General features: G+C 68.8%; 18 protein-coding genes and 3 pseudogenes. 11 read left to right on the forward strand and 10 right to left on the reverse strand.

Annotated features, from left to right (window positions below; translation table 11 throughout):
• Positions 1 to 82: 82 nt before the first annotated feature.
• Positions 83 to 871, reverse strand: a complete 789-nt coding sequence (locus tag AAF143_RS14140; RefSeq protein ID WP_255006471.1) for a sigma-70 family RNA polymerase sigma factor — start codon at positions 869 to 871, stop codon at positions 83 to 85.
• A gap of 176 nt (positions 872 to 1,047) precedes the next feature.
• Here AAF143_RS14140 and AAF143_RS14145 point away from each other — a divergent pair, with 176 nt between their 5' ends.
• The 3 genes from AAF143_RS14145 to AAF143_RS14155 are packed head-to-tail and all read left to right on the forward strand — an operon-like array spanning position 1,048 to position 1,597.
• Positions 1,048 to 1,260, forward strand: a complete 213-nt coding sequence (locus tag AAF143_RS14145; protein WP_414027229.1) for a hypothetical protein — start codon at positions 1,048 to 1,050, stop codon at positions 1,258 to 1,260.
• On the forward strand, positions 1,257 to 1,403 hold the full coding sequence (locus tag AAF143_RS14150; protein WP_414027230.1) for a DUF3104 domain-containing protein: 147 nt from the start codon (positions 1,257 to 1,259) through the stop codon (positions 1,401 to 1,403). Before AAF143_RS14145 ends, AAF143_RS14150 begins: the two co-directional genes overlap by 4 nt.
• Before the next feature lie 29 nt (positions 1,404 to 1,432).
• Entirely contained in the window at positions 1,433 to 1,597 is a 165-nt protein-coding gene (locus AAF143_RS14155; protein WP_255006474.1) for a Nif11-like leader peptide family natural product precursor, read from the forward strand.
• An 18-nt stretch (positions 1,598 to 1,615) separates the two neighbouring features.
• Here AAF143_RS14155 and AAF143_RS14160 read toward each other — a convergent pair whose 3' ends face one another.
• Positions 1,616 to 1,894, reverse strand: a complete 279-nt coding sequence (locus tag AAF143_RS14160) for a DUF427 domain-containing protein (RefSeq protein ID WP_255006477.1) — start codon at positions 1,892 to 1,894, stop codon at positions 1,616 to 1,618.
• A 217-nt stretch (positions 1,895 to 2,111) separates the two neighbouring features.
• Here AAF143_RS14160 and AAF143_RS14165 point away from each other — a divergent pair.
• The 3 genes and pseudogenes from AAF143_RS14165 to AAF143_RS14175 form a co-directional block, all read left to right on the forward strand.
• Positions 2,112 to 2,504, forward strand: a pseudogene (locus tag AAF143_RS14165) (methyltransferase domain-containing protein); the annotation flags it as partial.
• 258 nt (positions 2,505 to 2,762) lie between these two features.
• Positions 2,763 to 4,345, forward strand: a pseudogene (locus AAF143_RS14170) (NCS2 family permease).
• A 131-nt stretch (positions 4,346 to 4,476) separates the two neighbouring features.
• Complete coding sequence (locus tag AAF143_RS14175; protein ID WP_414027504.1) at positions 4,477 to 4,692, forward strand: cupin domain-containing protein; 216 nt, start codon at positions 4,477 to 4,479, stop codon at positions 4,690 to 4,692.
• Positions 4,693 to 4,847: 155 nt separating this feature from the next.
• Here the strand turns inward: AAF143_RS14175 and AAF143_RS14180 are convergent, their stop codons facing one another.
• A complete protein-coding gene (locus tag AAF143_RS14180; RefSeq protein ID WP_414027505.1) occupies positions 4,848 to 5,267 on the reverse strand; it encodes a DUF2808 domain-containing protein in 420 nt (139 codons plus the stop codon).
• A 267-nt stretch (positions 5,268 to 5,534) separates the two neighbouring features.
• Here AAF143_RS14180 and AAF143_RS14185 point away from each other — a divergent pair, with 267 nt between their 5' ends.
• On the forward strand, positions 5,535 to 5,780 hold the full coding sequence (locus tag AAF143_RS14185) for a hypothetical protein (RefSeq protein ID WP_414027231.1): 246 nt from the start codon (positions 5,535 to 5,537) through the stop codon (positions 5,778 to 5,780).
• Positions 5,781 to 5,789: 9 nt separating this feature from the next.
• On the opposite strand, the gene AAF143_RS14190 is transcribed toward AAF143_RS14185, so the two are convergent.
• Positions 5,790 to 6,419, reverse strand: a complete 630-nt coding sequence (locus tag AAF143_RS14190) for a DedA family protein (RefSeq protein WP_414027232.1) — start codon at positions 6,417 to 6,419, stop codon at positions 5,790 to 5,792.
• Between the two features lie 5 nt (positions 6,420 to 6,424).
• Entirely contained in the window at positions 6,425 to 7,651 is a 1,227-nt protein-coding gene (locus AAF143_RS14195) for a glutathione S-transferase family protein (RefSeq protein WP_414027233.1), read from the reverse strand.
• 651 nt (positions 7,652 to 8,302) lie between these two features.
• Here AAF143_RS14195 and AAF143_RS14200 point away from each other — a divergent pair.
• The 3 genes and pseudogenes from AAF143_RS14200 to AAF143_RS14210 form a co-directional block, all read left to right on the forward strand.
• A pseudogene (locus AAF143_RS14200) lies at positions 8,303 to 8,944 on the forward strand (sigma-70 family RNA polymerase sigma factor); the annotation flags it as partial.
• Between the two features lie 7 nt (positions 8,945 to 8,951).
• Entirely contained in the window at positions 8,952 to 9,143 is a 192-nt protein-coding gene (locus AAF143_RS14205; RefSeq protein WP_414027542.1) for a hypothetical protein, read from the forward strand.
• A gap of 12 nt (positions 9,144 to 9,155) precedes the next feature.
• Positions 9,156 to 9,452 (forward strand): hypothetical protein, encoded by a 297-nt coding sequence (locus tag AAF143_RS14210; RefSeq protein WP_414027543.1) that lies wholly within the window; start codon positions 9,156 to 9,158, stop codon positions 9,450 to 9,452.
• A gap of 114 nt (positions 9,453 to 9,566) precedes the next feature.
• Here the strand turns inward: AAF143_RS14210 and AAF143_RS14215 are convergent, their stop codons facing one another.
• From AAF143_RS14215 to AAF143_RS14225, 3 genes are all read right to left on the reverse strand, one after another.
• Positions 9,567 to 9,869, reverse strand: a complete 303-nt coding sequence (locus AAF143_RS14215; RefSeq protein ID WP_414027234.1) for a hypothetical protein — start codon at positions 9,867 to 9,869, stop codon at positions 9,567 to 9,569.
• Between the two features lie 85 nt (positions 9,870 to 9,954).
• Positions 9,955 to 11,784 (reverse strand): cation-translocating P-type ATPase, encoded by a 1,830-nt coding sequence (locus tag AAF143_RS14220; protein WP_414027235.1) that lies wholly within the window; start codon positions 11,782 to 11,784, stop codon positions 9,955 to 9,957.
• On the reverse strand, positions 11,694 to 12,017 hold the full coding sequence (locus AAF143_RS14225) for a hypothetical protein (protein WP_414027236.1): 324 nt from the start codon (positions 12,015 to 12,017) through the stop codon (positions 11,694 to 11,696). Before AAF143_RS14225 ends, AAF143_RS14220 begins: the two co-directional genes overlap by 91 nt.
• Before the next feature lie 89 nt (positions 12,018 to 12,106).
• Here AAF143_RS14225 and AAF143_RS14230 point away from each other — a divergent pair, with 89 nt between their 5' ends.
• On the forward strand, positions 12,107 to 13,984 hold the full coding sequence (locus AAF143_RS14230) for an APC family permease (protein WP_255006498.1): 1,878 nt from the start codon (positions 12,107 to 12,109) through the stop codon (positions 13,982 to 13,984).
• A gap of 120 nt (positions 13,985 to 14,104) precedes the next feature.
• On the opposite strand, the gene AAF143_RS14235 is transcribed toward AAF143_RS14230, so the two are convergent.
• Positions 14,105 to 14,908 carry an outer membrane protein gene (locus AAF143_RS14235; protein WP_255006500.1) on the reverse strand — a complete coding sequence of 268 codons (804 nt, stop codon included), beginning with the start codon at positions 14,906 to 14,908 and terminating at the stop codon, positions 14,105 to 14,107.
• Positions 14,909 to 15,485: 577 nt separating this feature from the next.
• The gene (locus tag AAF143_RS14240) at positions 15,486 to 15,671 is read right to left on the reverse strand and encodes a hypothetical protein (protein ID WP_414027237.1); all 186 of its coding nucleotides are present in this window, start codon (positions 15,669 to 15,671) and stop codon (positions 15,486 to 15,488) included.
• Positions 15,672 to 15,787 lie beyond the last annotated feature (116 nt).

Consider the following 15,787-nt stretch of genomic DNA (forward strand, 5'->3'; position numbering starts at 1 on the left):
GGACCCGAGCACCCTCACCCCCATGGTGCTCCGGAAACGCCCCTGGCCCGAAGGCCGGGGGCGTTTCTGTTGGAACCTGCCCTCAGCGCCCCAGCTCGGAGAGCCGCTTGCGGGCCTTGTGCACACGTACGTTCACCGCCTGCCGGCTGATGCCCAGGTCGGAGGCCACCTGGGCGGGGGTGCGCTCCTGCAGCTCCCTGAGCAGGGCCAGCTCTTGGGGGGCGTGGGCTGCCATCTGCTGCAGGATCAACTCATGGTCGAGACGATCGAGAGGATCGTTGCTGGGGGCGGCCACCAGTTCCCCCAGGGTGGTCTCCCCATCGCCGATGCGACCGTCGAGGCGGGCCTGGAAGCGCACGGCCGCAGCCGCCGTCACCCGCGCCTGCATGCTCGGCGCCAGTTCATCGAAGCGCACCCAGCCCGCACTGACCTGGGCCAGGGCCGAACCCACCTGCCCCGGCAGCCGCACGGCACCGCCTTCATGGTCGAGCAGGCGGCCCATGGCCTGCTGAATCCAGGGCACCAGATAGGTGCTCAGCTTGTAGCCCCGGGAGGGGTCGAACTTCTCGCAGCCCCGGTTCAGGCCGAGGGTGCCCTCCTGCAGCAGGTCTTCGTGGGGCAGGCCGCGGGCGTTGGCACGGCGCAGGTAGCGCTTGCTCACGCTCACCACCAGGCGCAGGTTCGCCGCCACCATGCGCTCCTTGGCCCGCTTGCCCCGGCGGGCCACCTGGGGCGCCGCCTCGGCGGGGCCCCCTTCCCAGTCCTGCCACTCCCGCACCATCGCCCCGAGGTGAAGCTCCTCGGCGGGGGTGAGCAGGGGAATGCGCACGGCCTGCTGCAACCAGAAGCCCACGGTGTCGGGATGCGTCACGTGCAGGGTCAGACCTCATCAAGACCGGCCCAGGACCGGCGACAACTTGCCGCGGGCCAAGGCCCCGGTCCTCGCCATGATGCACCGGATCCAGGGCAGAACACCGACAGATCCAAGTGTCTGCGGAATCGCAACGGCTCCAACTCCAGCGCATCAGTACAAAGGCACTAGCCTCGATGGGTTCCACCGTTGCCGCCGCCGGCCTGCCCATGGCCCCCAGTCCGAGCCGAACCCACCCCAGCGACCAGATCGCCCTGGGCCCACTGGGCAGCGCCGGGGAGGCGGCGGCGCCCCTGCGCCAGGCCCAACCGCTGCGCTTCCTCGAGGTGCGTCTCGGCGACACGGTGGTGGTGGCCCCCCCAGCGGCCCCTGGTGGATCGGCCGGGTGATCCACCGGGAGGGCGGAGCCCGCTGCGACGCCAACGCCTTCTTCCAGGTGGCCTGCGTGGACACCGGCGTGATCCGCACCCTCAACGCCGATGCGGTGGCGGAGATCCTCACCCCGGCGGCCGCAGCGGCGCCGATCGATTAGCACTGGAGTGGCCCCAGCACCGTTGACCCATGTCCAAAGCCCAGCTCGGAGCCTTCTTCACCAAAGTGGACCTGGATCCCGCCCTTCAGCAACAGGTGCACGACGCCAAGAGCCCCGGGGCGATCGTGGCGATCGCCAAGGCGCTCGGCCATCCGTTCACGGAGGCCACCTTGGCGCGCCATCAGCGCGGTTGAGATCTGTCCAGATCCAGCTCAGTTGACCTGAACCCCCTTCCAGAAGGCCACGCGCCCCTTGATCGAGGCGGCGGCCTGGTGGGGTTCGGGGTAGAACCAGGCCGCATTGGCGTTGACCTCACCGTTCACGACGACGTCGTAGTAGTGGGCGACGCCTTTCCAGGGGCAGGTGGTGCGGTGGGCCGAGGCACGCAAATAGTCGGTGTGCAGGGCGTCTGTGGGGAAGTAGGCATTGCCCTCGACGGTCACGATGTCCTCACTGGCGGCGATCACCGCCCCCTGCCAACGCGCTTCCATGACCACAAACCTGGGAGGCCCCATCCTGGCGCGCTGGACCGCGCCGGTGCCGCCCTTGCGGGTTGAGCACAATCAGCGCAGGTTCGTGATCGCGATGGTCCAGCACAACAGCCATGACGGCAGCCTGGAGTTGTTCGAGCGCAACTGGCGGACCTACCGGGCCGTGGTCGACCACGATCTGATGGAGCATCGGGCGCTCAGCGATGTCCTCAAGGCCATGGTGGAGGCCCTGGTGCGACCGGGCTGGGCCTGGGCTGACCTGGGCTGCGGCGATCTGGCCCTGCTGGCGCCGCTGCTGCGCGCCCTGCCCCTGGGCCGCTTCGAGGCGGTGGATGCCGCCGCCGCCGTGCTGCCCCTGGCGGCGGCGAACCTGGAGGCCTCCGCAGCCGGTCCGGTACCCTTCCCCTGCCGCTGGAGCCACCGGGATCTGCTGGCCTGGGCGGAGCAGCCGGAACCCGCCTCCCGTTTCGAGCTGATCACCTGCAGCTACGCCCTCCATCACCTGCCAGACGAAGGCAAGCAACGGGCACTGGCCGCCCTGGCCGGGCGCCTGGCCCCCGATGGGGCCCTGCTGATCGCGGATGTGTTCCGCCGCGACGGCGAATCCCGCGCGGCCTACATCGAGCGCTACGGCCAACGGGTGCGGGAAAGCTGGGGGTCTTGGAAGTGGCGGACCGCCAGCGGGTGCTCGATCACCTCAGCGCCCACGACGAGCCGGCCGAGCGGGACGCCTTCGTGGCCTGCGCCCGCGGCGCGGGCTGGGCCAGCCGCTGGATCTGGACCGGCCGCCACGGGGCGGAAGCGCTGCTGCTGCTCTGGCCTGCCTCTGCCAACGATCCGAGTGTGGGCCTTGACCTGGAGGGGTTCGATGGCTGAGTGCCGCCCCCGCTGGCTGGTGCCGGGCGACCTGGACGGGCTGCTGGGCCTGGGGCTCGACAACCTGATCCAGATCCTGCTGATCGTGGCCCTCTGCCGGGGCGTGCTCGGCTACCCCGACGGCCTGATCTTCGGCACGATCCTGCCCGCGACGGGCCTCAGCCTGCTGGTGGGCAACGGCGCCTACGCCTGGCAGGCCTACCGGCTGGGCCAGAGAGAACAGCGCGACGACCGCACCGCCCTGCCCTACGGCATCAACACCGTCAGCCTGTTCGCCTACGTGTTCCTGGTGATGCTGCCAGTGAAGCTGGCGGCCCTGGGCCAGGGGCTCCCGGCGGAGCAGGCGGTGCAGCTCTCCTGGCGGGCCGGGCTGGTGGCCTGCCTGGGCTCGGGGCTGATCGAGGCCGGCGGCGCCTTCTGCCTGGGCGCCCTGCGCCGCTGGCTGCCCCGGGCGGCGCTGCTCTCCACCCTGGCCGGGATCGCCCTGGGCTACATCGCCCTGGGCTTCCTGCTGCGCACCTACGCCAACCCGGTGGTGGGTCTGGCGGTGCTGGCGGTGATCCTGGTCACCTACTACGGCCAGGTGAAGCTGCCCCTGCCGGGGGGCTGGTGGCGGTGCTGCTGGGCATCGCCCTGGCCATTCCCACGGGCCTGCTGCGCATCGATCCCGCCAGCTGGCAGGCCAATGCCGCCCAGGTGGGCCTGCACCTGCCGCCCCTGCAGCTGGGGGCCCTCTGGGCCGGCCGCGACCAGCTCGTTCCCTGGCTCGGGGTGATTGTGCCCATGGGCCTGTTCAACGTGCTGGGCTCGCTGCAGAACCTGGAGAGCGCCGAGGCGGCCGGCGATCGCTACCCGCTCAGGAGTTCTCTGCTGATCAACGGTGTCGGCACCGTGGTGGCCGCCGCTTTGGGCTCCTGCTTCCCCACCACGATCTACATCGGTCATCCGGGCTGGAAGGCGATGGGGGCGCGGATCGGCTACTCCTGGCTCAACGGCCTGCTGATCGGTCTGGGTTGTCTGCTGGGGGTGTTCGGCCTGGTGGGCCAGCTGGTGCCGATCGAAGCGGGCATGGCGATCGTGCTCTACATCGCTCTGGTGATCACGGCCCAGAGCTTCCAGGCCACCCCCGCCGCCCACGCCCCGGCCGTGGTGCTGGGGCTGCTGCCGGGGCTGGCGGGCTGGGGAGCCCTGCTCCTGAAAGCGGGCCTGCGCGCCGGCGGGGCGGGCAGCCCAGGCCATCCCTTCGGGCCGGAGCTGCTGCTGCCCCTGCGGCAGGCGGATGTCTGGGCGGCCGGGGCCTTCGCCCTCGAGCAAGGCCAGATCGTGGCGGCGATGCTGCTGGCGGCGATGCTCGTCTACGTGATCGAGCGCCGCTTCAGCGCCGCCGCCCTCTGCGCCGCCCTGGCCGCGGCCGCTTCCTGGCTGGGGTTGATCCACGCCTGGCGGTTCACCCCCGCCGACACGGTGCTGGATCTGGGTTGGGGCACCGGGGGCCCCTGGGCCCTGGGTTATCTGGTGATGGCCCTGGTGTTCGCCGCCGCAGCCCTGCTGGATCGCCGGCGATCCCCCAGGTGATGAACGAACTGATCGCCCGTCTGGGCCTGGCGCCCCACCCGGAGGGGGCTTTTACAGAGAGATCCACCGCTCCGAGCTGCGGGTGAGGCGCGCCGATGGGGCCATGCGCTCGGCGCTGACCCTGATCGACTATCTGCTGCCGGCAGACGCTCTGCAGCCGCTGGCACCGGGTTCAGCAGGCGGAGGAAAGCTGGCACCACGCCGGCGGCAGCCCGCTACGGCTGTGGCGTCTGGCGCCGGAGGGGGCGAGGTCGAGGCCCTGTGGCTGGGGCCCCTGGATCCATCTCGCCCCCAGCAGAGGCCGGTGCAGCGCATTCCCCCGGCTGGTGGCAGGCGGCCCGGAGTGACGGCGCCTGGAGCCTGATCAACTGCTGCGTGGCGCCGGGCTTCGAGTTCAGCGATTTCGATCTGATGAAGGACCAGCCCCCCGAGCGCCATCCGGCAGGAGCGCTTCAGGAGCTTCTCTAGCGCTGGCGGTGGCGGGCTCGGCCGCTGCCGGCGATCAGAAACTCACGGATTGAAGGATCGACAAGGTCACGAAGCCCACGGGGCTGGCCACGGGGTCGGGTCCGGCCGGGAAGGCCGTCACCTGGAACATGTAGGAGTCGGGCTGGGAGGGGTTGCGGTAGGGCCGCAACGCCACGGTGAGGGTGGAGCCGGGGGGCACGGGCTCGGGAAAGTCGATGCGGAACAGGCGCTGGTTGTCATCGAAACGCACCACCACGGGCACCTTGGCGCCCTCCCGGCGAGGCAAGCCGAGGAAGGCGCGGCTGGCCCGCTCATCGAAGCTGAAACTGCGATCGACGCCCCGGGTCTGCAGGATCTGCAGCGCCCCCAGGGAGGCATCGGCCTTCTCGGGCAGATCGATGGTGATGTAGTACTCACCACCGCTCTGATCTGCATACCAGTAGTAGTTACGCAGGCGGACCTTCCAGGGGGCGAAAGGAAGTAGGTCTGGCCGCGCAGCTCAAGCGCGCGAGCCGGCGGGGACGGCAGAAACAGTGCTGCGGCCAATGTTCCGTGGGGAAGCGCCAGCGCCAGGGCCCCTGACAGCAGCGCCCGCAGAGCCGCTGAAGGGCTGACGGCGGCAGCGGACAGGTTGATCGCGGGGCCCTCGCTTGTCTCCCGCCCAGGGTGCCTGTCCATCACCGTCTCCACCTGGCTCAAGCTTTTCAAGCCTAGGAAGGGCTTGCGAACGCCCCGGCTAAACTGCTCGATCCGTGATCCGGTCACCCGTGAGCAGCACAGATTCCGCCCGGGTGATCTCCCTGAGCTCGATGCCATCGATCTGATGCTGAGGGATCTCCAGACCCGCCACGATGAGATCCGTCACCGGGCGGCCTTCCGCGGCTGCACCCATGAGCTGCTGGTGCTGCAGGAGGAGCTGGTGGAGTACCTGCACAGCAAGAGAAGCTCCCTGCAGGCGTCCGTCTGAGGGGCCCGTTCAGCCTTCGCTCTCACCATCGAGCAGCCGCGACTGAACACGCGAGATCAGCTTGGGCACCAGGGCCACCACCACGACGATCAGCAGGGCCCCGAGGCCGAACTGCACCACCCCGGTGACCATTCGCTCGATCGGGATCCAACGGCCCCCCAGCCAGGCCAGGCTCACCATCGTCGAGGCCCAGATCAGGGCGCCGAAGAAGTTGCAGACGAAGAATCGCTGGTACGGCATGCCCACGGCACCGGCCATGGGGCCCGCCACCACCCGCAACACGGCCACGAAACGGCCCAGAAACACCGATTTACCCGCGTGACGCAGGAACTGCACGCGGCGCCGCTCCATCTGCTCCGGGCTCTGGCGCAGGAAGCTGCCCACCTTGAGGATCAAGCCCCAGCCGGCCCGGCGGCCCACCCAGTAGCCGATGTTGTCGCCGAGCACGGCCCCGGCGGTGGCCGATCCCATCACCCCAAACACATTCAGCTGACCGCTGCCCGCCGCGTAGCCCCCGAGCAGGGTGATCGTCTCCCCGGGCAGGGGCACCCCGGCGTTCTCCAGCAACATGGCGGTGAACACGACTAAATAGCCCCAGCGACTCAGCAGCTCCTGGAGTTGGTCGAGGCTCAGGTCCATGGGCATCACGATGAACCCTCAGACGGGTGCGTTCCGAAAGGGCCTGGGATCCTGATCATGGCGGTGCCGGGTGGGAATCGGGCCAGCTTCCTGATCACCGTCCAGGGCAGCGGTACTCTCCAGCACCTGGCGCAGTCGCCGGGCCGCATGCAGCCCCATGTCCCGGGGCACACTGATGCGCTCGCGCAGGTGGCGCAGGCCGGCGGCGGAGCCGGCGGGGGCACGCAGAGGGCCTGCGGCGCCAGCAGGTTGCTCAGAGCGCAGCGCAGGGCCGGCTCAAAACCGTCGTCCCGGAAGGGGTTCACCTGCACGATCGCGAGGCGGTGCTTCAGCACCCGGACCAGGGCTTCCCGGGCCGCCTCCGGGGGCTCCTCCAGGCTGGTCTCACTGGGCGCCAAGCCATCGGCCAGCCGCTGCCAGCAGAGCCGTTGGCCGGCCTCTCCGCTGGGATGGCACGCACCCATCTGGGGAGGCAGATCGTGGACATGGGTGTGGAAATCGCTCTGGGTGCCGAGGTAGGTGGAGCGCCGCTCCAGGGCCCTGAACCAGGCGTCGATGGCGGGGTTGGCCTGCCGCAGGTCGTAGCCCTTGTAGGCGTAGAGGCTGGCGCTGGCGCGTTCCATGAACGGAACGAAGATCCCGTCGGCCGCTGAAAACACCGGCAGGAAGAAGGGACCTTCCGTGGCCTCCAACGCCTCGCTCACCGCACTCGCCATGCGCTCGAACTGCTGCTGGGCCAGCTGCCCGTCGGCCGCGGTGGCGTGGGGAGAGCAAAGCCAATGGCACCAGGCGCGAAAGAAGCGCCGCTCCAGCCGCCGCACGTCCTTCACCGCGGCATCCTCCAGTGACACCCCGAGGGGTCCGAAGGCGGCCTCCAAGGCCAGCAGAATCGCATCGCTTTCGGTGATCAGGCGACCATCGAGCTCCAGGGCGGGAAGCATCCCCGAGGGCACCCGCTGGCTGTACCAGCTCTCCTTCTCGCCGTAGCAGCGCATCGAGACCTTCTGGACCCGGTAGGGGATGCGCTTCTCCTCCAGCCACAGCCAGACCTTCTGGCAGTAGGGGCACCAGGCGTGGTTGTCGCGGTAGAGGGTGACACGCACATCGGCCTCGGAGGCACCGAACAGCCGCAGGCGCGCCTGGGAAGAAGTAGGACCGTTGACGCGCTCGGGCTCGCTGGGCGCCAGGGCCTCCAGCTCCTCCCAACTCAGGGGCGTCCGGGCCAGGGCCACGGGGGCACCCAGCGCAGGGGCCCCAGGAAGAGGCGTTTCAGGAACAGGCGTTTCAGGAACAGAAATTTCAGGAACAGCCATGGCGAACTCGGCAAGCTGTGCACCGTTCTAATCAGCGCAGCACTGGGGCCGTTCGATCAGGCGCCCAGGCGCAGGGATGCAAGTTGAGAACGTTTTGCAAGACATTCAGCAGGCCGCCTGGGGGTTCGCTGGGCAAAAGATGAGGAGTTCTGCGGATGTCAAGGTGCGAAGACCCATCCACAAGATCGGCTATTCCATCTTACTTGGAATCAGCCATGGCCAGCTCAAGAACATCATCTTGAGCCCCTACCCTCAGTCTGTGTTGAACAGCACACGAAAGGGCCCCAGGGCGGAGCTTACGCGCGAAAGATTCGCCGGGAATCGGATAACGGGATGTCCCGAAAAAGGCAGTCCATTACAGACTTGATACGTTCAACGCGACGGCGGGCGTCCTTCGATCAACGACAACAAGGTCCTGATCGATCCACAGGCCCAGACAACCCTGCAGGGCCGAAAAGAATTTTTGCAAAGTTTTATGTGTTTGCGCTGCGGCAGATCTGCCCCATCTGAGCCAATGTCATACAAATTCCCCCGATCCATCTGATAATCGAAGCGTCGAAGCAGGTGCGTATGTCATCAGATACTTTTGGCGATTATCTCCATTCCATCGGCCGTATCCCCCTCCTGACCCCGGCGGAAGAACTGCATCTGGGAACCATTGTCCAACGCTGGCAGCAAGCCACCGGTGAGTGCCGCGATCTGGAACGACGGGGTCGCCGGGCCATGGCCCGGATGGTGACGGCCAACCTGCGGCTCGTGGTCGCCGTCGTCAAGCGCCACCAGCGCCGCATGGCCCACCTGAACCAGGAGCCAATGGACCTGGTCCAGGCCGGCAACATCGGCCTGCTGCGGGCGGTCGAGAAGTTCGATCCCTGCCGCGGCTACAAGTTCTCCACCTACGCCTACTGGTGGATCCGCCAGGCCGTGAGCCGCTACCTGCAGGAGCAGGGTGGCGCGATCCGCTTGCCCGTGAACGTGATCGATCTGGCCAGTCGGGCCGAGTCGTTGATGGCGGCCTCCGACCGCAAGCTCAGCTTCAGGGAGCTGGCGACGCAGCTGGGGGAAACCGAGGCCCGGCTCCAGTTCGCGCTCCACGCCAGCCGCCGCAGCCACACGATTTCACTTGATCAGCAGACCGGCAGCGACGGTGAGATGACCCTGCTGGATCTGGTGGCGGATCCCAAGCAACTGGAACCCCAGGACGACTACCACTGGATGCTTGATCACCTGCGGCAGCTGGACGACCGTGAAGTCAACGTGCTGGAAGCTTCGTTACGGCCAGGATCAGCAGCAGTCGTTCGCCAAGGTGGCCCAGCTCAGCGGCCACACCAAAGATCAGGTGCAGCGGATCGAACGCCACGCCCTCGGCAAACTGCGCCGCCAGCTGACGCCTGTCCTGCATCCGGCCTGAGCCCTCTCGCCCGTGGAATCGCCAGGCGCCCCTCCCGCCATCGACCATGCGCTGCGGCTGCGCAGCCTCTGGATCAGCTGGTTCCTGGCCATGCTGTTCCACACCGATCTGGGCTTGATGCCCCTGTTCCACGGCCAGTCCGTGGAGATCGAAAGCCATGTGGCCAGCGCCAACCTGCCGGCGCTGTTCGCGGCGATGCTGGCCTACATGCTGGTGCCCCTGGCGGCGCTGGTGCTGATCGCCTACGGCGCCAGCAGCCCCCGGGCCAAAAGCGGTGGCGGCGCTGGCGGGCCTTGCACTTCGGCCTGAGCGTGCTCTACACGCTCACCAACCTCGGGCACATGTTGGCGGACATCCTGATCCCCGATGCCCGCGCCGATCAGATCGTGCTCATGGGAGTGATGGTGGTGATCGGCCTGCTGATCAACCATGAGGCCTGGCTCTGGTGGCAGCCGAGGCGGTGGAGATCAGGGCCAGGCTGAGGGCGGCCACCGCCGATCCCGTGGCCATCAGGCCCCAGTTGAAGGGGGCCAGCACCAGCAGCTGGCGCAGGGGCGCCCAGCCCAGGACCAGCGCCCAGAGAAGCAGGCCGGAGCCCGCCACCGCCGCTGTGACCAGGCGGTCCCCGCCCTCAGCGCCATCGGGCGAGGGGCCCGTGGACGCGGGAAGGCGTACCCGGTTGATCCACACCAGGCCGCCACTGGAGAGCAGCAGCACCGAGATCACCAGGCTGCGGCGCTCCAGCAGGTCTCCCCCAGGGGCCAGCCCAGGGCCAGGGCCAGCACCACCACCAGCAACAGACCGCCCTGGATCAGGGCCAGGCGCCAGGCCGCCGCTCCGAACAGGGGGCCTGCAGGGAGCGGGGCGGCCGGCGCATCTGCGCAGGATCCCCTGGCTGGGCCTCGAAGGCCCCGGTGCAGGCCGGCTCGATCACCAGATGCAGCAGGGCGATGTGCACCGGCAACAGCAGCAGGGGCTGGCCCGGCACCAGCAACGGAATCAGCCCCAGGGCGGCGATGGGCAGGTGCACCGCCAGGGTGTAGGCCAAGGCGCGGCCCAGGTTGGCGTAGACCCGCCGTCCCATGGCCAGGGCCTCCACCAGGTCGGCGAAGGCATCGTTGAGCAGCACCAGATCGGAGGCCTCCCGCGCCACGGCGGTGCCGCGCCGGCCCATGGCCACACCGATGTCGGCGGCCCGCAGGGCGGGGCCGTCATTGACCCCGTCGCCGCCCATGGCCACCACCTCGCCGGCGGCCTGCAGCGCCTGCACCAGGGCCAGCTTCTGCTCAGGCCGCACCCGGGCGAACACGTTCACCTCCTTCGCCGCCGCCGCCAGTTCAGAGGGGGCGAGCTGGTCCAGCTGATCACCGCAGAGCACCGCGCCGGCCCCCAGGCCTGCCTGCTCGGCGATCGCCCGGGCCGTGGTGGGCCCGTCGCCGGTGATCATCACCACCCGCACCCCGGCCGCCTGGGCCCGGGCCACGGCGGCGGGCACATCGGCGCGCAGGGGATCGGCCAGGCCGATCAGCCCCAGCGGCTCGAACAGGTAGTCGTGGAGAAGCTCCGGGGGCAGATCCCCCGCCTTGAGGCCATCGGGATGCAGGTGTTGCGGGAGCCCCTGCAAGCCGCGGGCCACCGCCAGCACCCGCAGACCCCCGGCGGCGAGCCGATCGGCCTCCCGCAGGAACGCCTCAGCCACAGGCCCTGCCAGATGGCACAGCTCACTCACCGCCTCGGGCGCCCCCTTGGCCGCCAACTGCCAGCCGCTGGCGGGATCGCGCCAGAGGCGCGAGAAGACCAGAAGATCGGGGCTGAGGGGGTACTCCCGCTCCAGGGGCCAGTCCCCGTGAAGGTGCTCGGTGCCCTGCAATTGGCCCTGGGCCAGACGAACGATCGCCTGCTCCATGGCATCCACCGGGTTCGGCCGACTGGCAAGCACCGCCAGCTCCAGCAACGGATGGAAGGGTTCGCCGAGCTGCTCCTGTGCCGTCGACCCGCCAATCAGCTCGGGCCATCGCGCCAGCTCGGGCCAGGTGATCAGCGCGTTCACGGCCATGCGGTTCTCGGTGAGGGTGCCGGTCTTGTCGACCGCCAGCACCGTGGCGCTGCCGAGGCTCTCCACCGCCGCCGGCCAGCGGGCCAGCACGCCGCCGCGGGCCAGACGCAGGGCCCCCAGGGCCAGGAACAGCGACAGCACCACGGGAATTTCATTGGGCAAGACCGCCAGCGCCAGGGCCAGGCCCGCCAGCAGCGCCTGGGGCCAGTCGCCGCTGCTGGCCCCGTTCAACGCCGTCAGCAGGGCGCAGAGGGCCAGGGCCATCACCGTGAGCCGCTGGGTCAGGCGCCGGGTCTGGCGCTGCAGCCGGGTGGGGGGCGCCTTCAAGGTGGCCAGGCTGGAGCCAAGGCGCCCCAGGGCCGTGGCTCCACCCACCGCCTCGACCCGAACCACCCCGCGCCCACCGGCCACAAGGGTGCCGGCGCGCACCGGCGCACCAGGCTCCAGCCGCGGCACCGGCAACGACTCCCCGGTCAGCAGGGATTCATCGAGACTCAAACCAAGGCTCTCCACCACCGCCCCATCGGCCGCCACCCGATCCCCCTCGTCCAGGAGCAGCCAATCGCCCACCTGCACCTGCTCCACGGGAATCCGCAGCTCGTCTCCGTTGCGACGCACCCGCGCCTGGGGGCCGAGAGGGCCGCCAGGGCGGCCAGGGCCTTGCGGCTGCGCTGCTGCTGGACCCCATCGAGCAGGGAGATGAAGGCCACGAACGCCAGCAGCACCACAGCATCGGTGGGCTCTCCGATCAGGCCGTAGAGGACGGCGCAGGCCAGCAGCAACAGATTGGTGGGCTCCAGCACGCTCAGCCACCCCATCCCGGCTGGCTCAGCATGGCGCCAAGAACGGGAACCGACGGCAGAGGTAGCGTTGCTCTTCTTGTCTCCAGCGGGCTCTCCGCATCTGCATGCCGCAGTCGCTGTTCGAGAGCCTGAAGCGCTCGCTGGTGGGGGATCCGCTGCCCACCAGTGCCCATGGCGAGGAACGGCTCAACAACGCCGAAGCGCTCGCGATCCTCAGCTCCGATGCCCTCTCCTCGGTGGCCTACGCCACCCAGGAGATCGTGCTGGTGCTGGGCGCGGCCGGCGCCGCTGCCCTGGGCTTCACCCTGCCGATCACCGGGCTGATCGTGCTGCTGATGGTGGTGGTGGCGATGAGCTACCGCCAGACCATCAAGGCCTACCCCCAAGGGGGTGGCTCCTACCGCGTCTCCCACGAGAACCTGGGCCCCCTGCCCGGTCTGGTGGCCGGAGCCTCGCTCTCGATCGACTACGTGCTCACCGTGGCGGTGAGTGTGGCGGCGGGCATCTCCGCCCTCACCTCCTATTTCCCCGTGCTGGAAGCCGAGCGGGTGCCGCTGTGCCTGCTCGCGGTCGTGCTGCTGATGGTGGCCAACCTGCGTGGCCTGCGCTCCAGCGCCAAGCTCATGAGCCTGCCCACCTACCTGTTCATGGTCACGATCTTCGTTCTGATCGTGGGCGGGCTGGTGAAGGTGGGCCAGGGTGAACTCGCCGCCCTTCCGGAGGCCGAGCAGAGCCTGAAGCTGGCCCAGGCCCATGGCAAGGAAACGCTGGCCATGGGCAGCTTGCTGCTGATGCGGGCCTTCAGTTCCGGCTGCGCCGCCCTGACCGGGATCGAGGCGATCAGCGACAGCGTCATGGCGTTCAGGCCGGTGGAATGGCGCAATGCCCGGCGCGTGCTGACGGTGATGGTGCTGCTGCTGGCGAGCATGTTCACCGGCATCAGTGCCCTGGCGCACCAATTAGGAGTCGTCTACCGGGAGAACGGACCAACGTTGCTCTATCAGATCGGCCAGGCGGTGTTCGGAAACGGCCCGCTGCTGTTCGTGCTGCAGCTCGCCACCCTGCTGATTCTGCTGTTGGCGGCCAACACCGCCTACGCCGATTTTCCCCGCCTCTCGGCCTTCCTGGCCCAGGACGGCTACATGCCCCGCCAGTTGGCCTCGCTGGGGGACCGGCTGGTGTTCAGCAACGGCATCTTGATGCTCAGCGCCCTGGCGGGCGCGCTGGTGGTGATCTTCGGCGGCAGCGTCAGCCGCCTGATCCCCCTGTATGCCGTGGGGGTGTTCACCAGCTTCACCCTCTCCCAGGCCGGCATGGTGGTGCACTGGTGGAAGGAGAAAGGCAAGGGCTGGCTGGGCAAGGCCCTGGTCAACGGCTTCGGCAGCCTGGTCACGGCGGTGGTGTCGGCGGTGCTGCTGTTCAGCAAGTTCACCCAGGGGGCCTGGCTGGTGGTGGTGGCCGTGCCCCTGGTGGTGGGGCTGTTTCTGACCATCAAGGCCCACTACCTCCAGGTGGCCAAGCGTTTACGGATGGCGGGCGACGTGCAGCTGCACCTGCCCGATCCGCCGGCCACCGGCGGGGCTCCGGTGGTGGTGCTGGTGGGCCAGTTGCACCGGGGCAGCTTCGAGGCGATTCGCTACGCCCGCAGCATCGCCGGAGAATTGGTGGCCGTTCATGTGGACCTGGGGCTGGGCAAGGCCGACGCCTTCCGCGATCAATGGCAGCGCCAGCTGCCCCAGGTGCCGCTCGTGGTGCTGGAGTCGCCCTTCCGGTCGCTGCAGGCTCCGGTGCTGGATTTCGTGCATCAGTTCGAAATCGACCACCGCAAGGACCGCGACAAGTTCTGCACGGTGGTGCTGCCGGTGTTCGTCACCCGCCACCGCTGGGAGAACCTGCTGCACAACCAGTCCACGATTTCCCTGCGCAGCGCCCTGCGCCGCCAGGGCACCCGGGTGGTGACCACGGTGGGCTTCTATCTCTGAAGCGTTCACAGGCCAGGGGCTGCCACTGAGCCCTGCTGAGCTGAGCGCCCATGAAAAAGGGAGCGGTGCCAGGCACCGCTCCTGAACTTGCCTCTGGCCCCTGTGGGCCTGGGGCTGGATTCACCAGAGGCCGCGGATGGGCTGGGGTGCGGGAGCGACGTAGGGCTCGGGCTGGGGGGTGGGAGCCACGTAGGGGGCGGGAGCCGGCTCGGGCTGAACGGCCACGGGGGCTGCTGGAGCACCACCGAAACGGAAGCGGGCACCGAGCTTGGCGCCCCAGTTGTTGGTGGAGCCGTAGTTGACGTCGGAGCCGTCGAAGCTCGTGGCGCCCTGATACACGCCTTCCAGGAACACATCGGTGTTGCGGCTGGCGGCGTAGGTGACGCCCACCTTGGCCTGATAGCCGAACAGGCCTTGGTTGTCACTGCTGGTGCGGCCCAGCGGGGTGTTGATGCTGGGGGTGCTGAGGTTGGTGTAGCCGATGCCGCCGCCGATGTAGGGGGTCCAACGGCTGTTGGTGGTGATGTCCCAGTAGGCGCTGGCAAGCACGTCGTTCTTGTTGACGATGCCCGAGCTGTCGGCACTGCCGAAGCCATCCACGCTGATCCGATTGACGCTGCTGCGGCTGTAGCCATAGGTGAGCTCGGTGCGGATGGCGCCGAAGTCGTAGCCGATGCCGGCCTCACCGGAGAAGCCACCACCCTGCTCGATGTTGCCACTCAGGGGGAAATTGCGGGCATCCCAGCTCAGGTCCTGGGGCCAGCTGGCACCGAGGCCAATGGTGGCGTACCAGCCGGTGACGTTCGAATAGGACGCGGGAGTGGTGCCCCATTCCTGGGCGCTGGCGGGCTGGGCGGCGAGGGTGCCGCCGATCAGGGCGCCACCGGCACCGAGCAGAAGCAAAGCCTGAAGAGAGGTACGCATGGAAAGGTCCAGAACGGTTCTGTTCTCCTTGTATCGAGGTTTACAGCCCCTGACCGGGGCAACAGTGTCACTGGAAGCGCTGTCACAATCGCGACATAAAACGGTTGGTTTCGAATCCCTTCGCCCCCCTGCGGCGTCCGTAAAACCAGAGCAGAGCGTTGGAGGCCCAAGCCATGTTTCTCAAACTGAGCCAGGACGGCAGCCTGGTGGAGCTGTTGGAGCCCGCCCAGCTCTGGGATCCGTTCATCCTTGTGCTGCAGGGCCGCCTGCATGCGGGGAGGAACTGCAGGATCCCCAGGGCTTCGCCAAATCCGAGCTGCGCTTCCTCTCGGATGAGCCCCTGCCCCGCTGCTGGCAGGACCCAGGCTTTCACGCGGCCCTGGGCAAGAAGCTGGCCAGACCAGCCGGCCTGACCACGGCCTGAGCCCGGGCGACTGGCCCCAGGCGACTGGCCCCGGGCGACTGGAGGGAGCCGCGGCTCAACCGAGCAGTTGCTTGCGCAACTTGCGGATGCGCACCAGCAGTTCGGCGCGGTTGCGCTGACGCAGGGCAAGGCGGGCCAGGAACCCCAGCACGCTCACCACCCCCACCAGCTCCAACAGCCCCCCACCAGGGGAACCTCATCGATGGCTGAAAGGGTGGCCCCGGTGATGCGCAACAGGAGCACCGCCACCACCGCCAGTGCCAGCACCTGCAGGACCGGCAGGAGATCCCGCAGGGAGCTCAGCTGGAGCGAGCTGATCTGACGCAGGAGCTCCCGCACCACCGGGTAGGGCAGCCCCGCCCCAGGGGCAGGGGCCGGCCCCGCCGAGGGGGCTCGGGGAAAACGTCCGGAGTCGCCGCGACGGGCACCAGGGGACCCTCCTCCGCCAGGGGAAT

This window comes from Cyanobium sp. ATX-6F1, assembly GCF_047395825.1.
Lineage (GTDB): Bacteria > Cyanobacteriota > Cyanobacteriia > PCC-6307 > Cyanobiaceae > ATX-6F1.

Bases quoted from the DNA above. Each gene is read 5' to 3' on its own strand.
- AAF143_RS14160 (WP_255006477.1), bottom strand. From the start codon at position 1,894: ATGGAAGCGCGTTGGCAGGGGGCGGTGATCGCCGCCAGTGAGGACATC.
- AAF143_RS14190 (WP_414027232.1), bottom strand. From the start codon at position 6,419: ATGGACCTGAGCCTCGACCAACTCCAGGAGCTGCTGAGTCGCTGGGGC.
- AAF143_RS14155 (WP_255006474.1), top strand. From the start codon at position 1,433: ATGTCCAAAGCCCAGCTCGGAGCCTTCTTCACCAAAGTGGACCTGGAT.
- AAF143_RS14230 (WP_255006498.1), top strand. From the start codon at position 12,107: ATGCCGCAGTCGCTGTTCGAGAGCCTGAAGCGCTCGCTGGTGGGGGAT.
- AAF143_RS14225 (WP_414027236.1), bottom strand. From the start codon at position 12,017: ATGGGGTGGCTGAGCGTGCTGGAGCCCACCAATCTGTTGCTGCTGGCC.
- AAF143_RS14145 (WP_414027229.1), top strand. From the start codon at position 1,048: ATGGGTTCCACCGTTGCCGCCGCCGGCCTGCCCATGGCCCCCAGTCCG.
- AAF143_RS14235 (WP_255006500.1), bottom strand. From the start codon at position 14,908: ATGCGTACCTCTCTTCAGGCTTTGCTTCTGCTCGGTGCCGGTGGCGCC.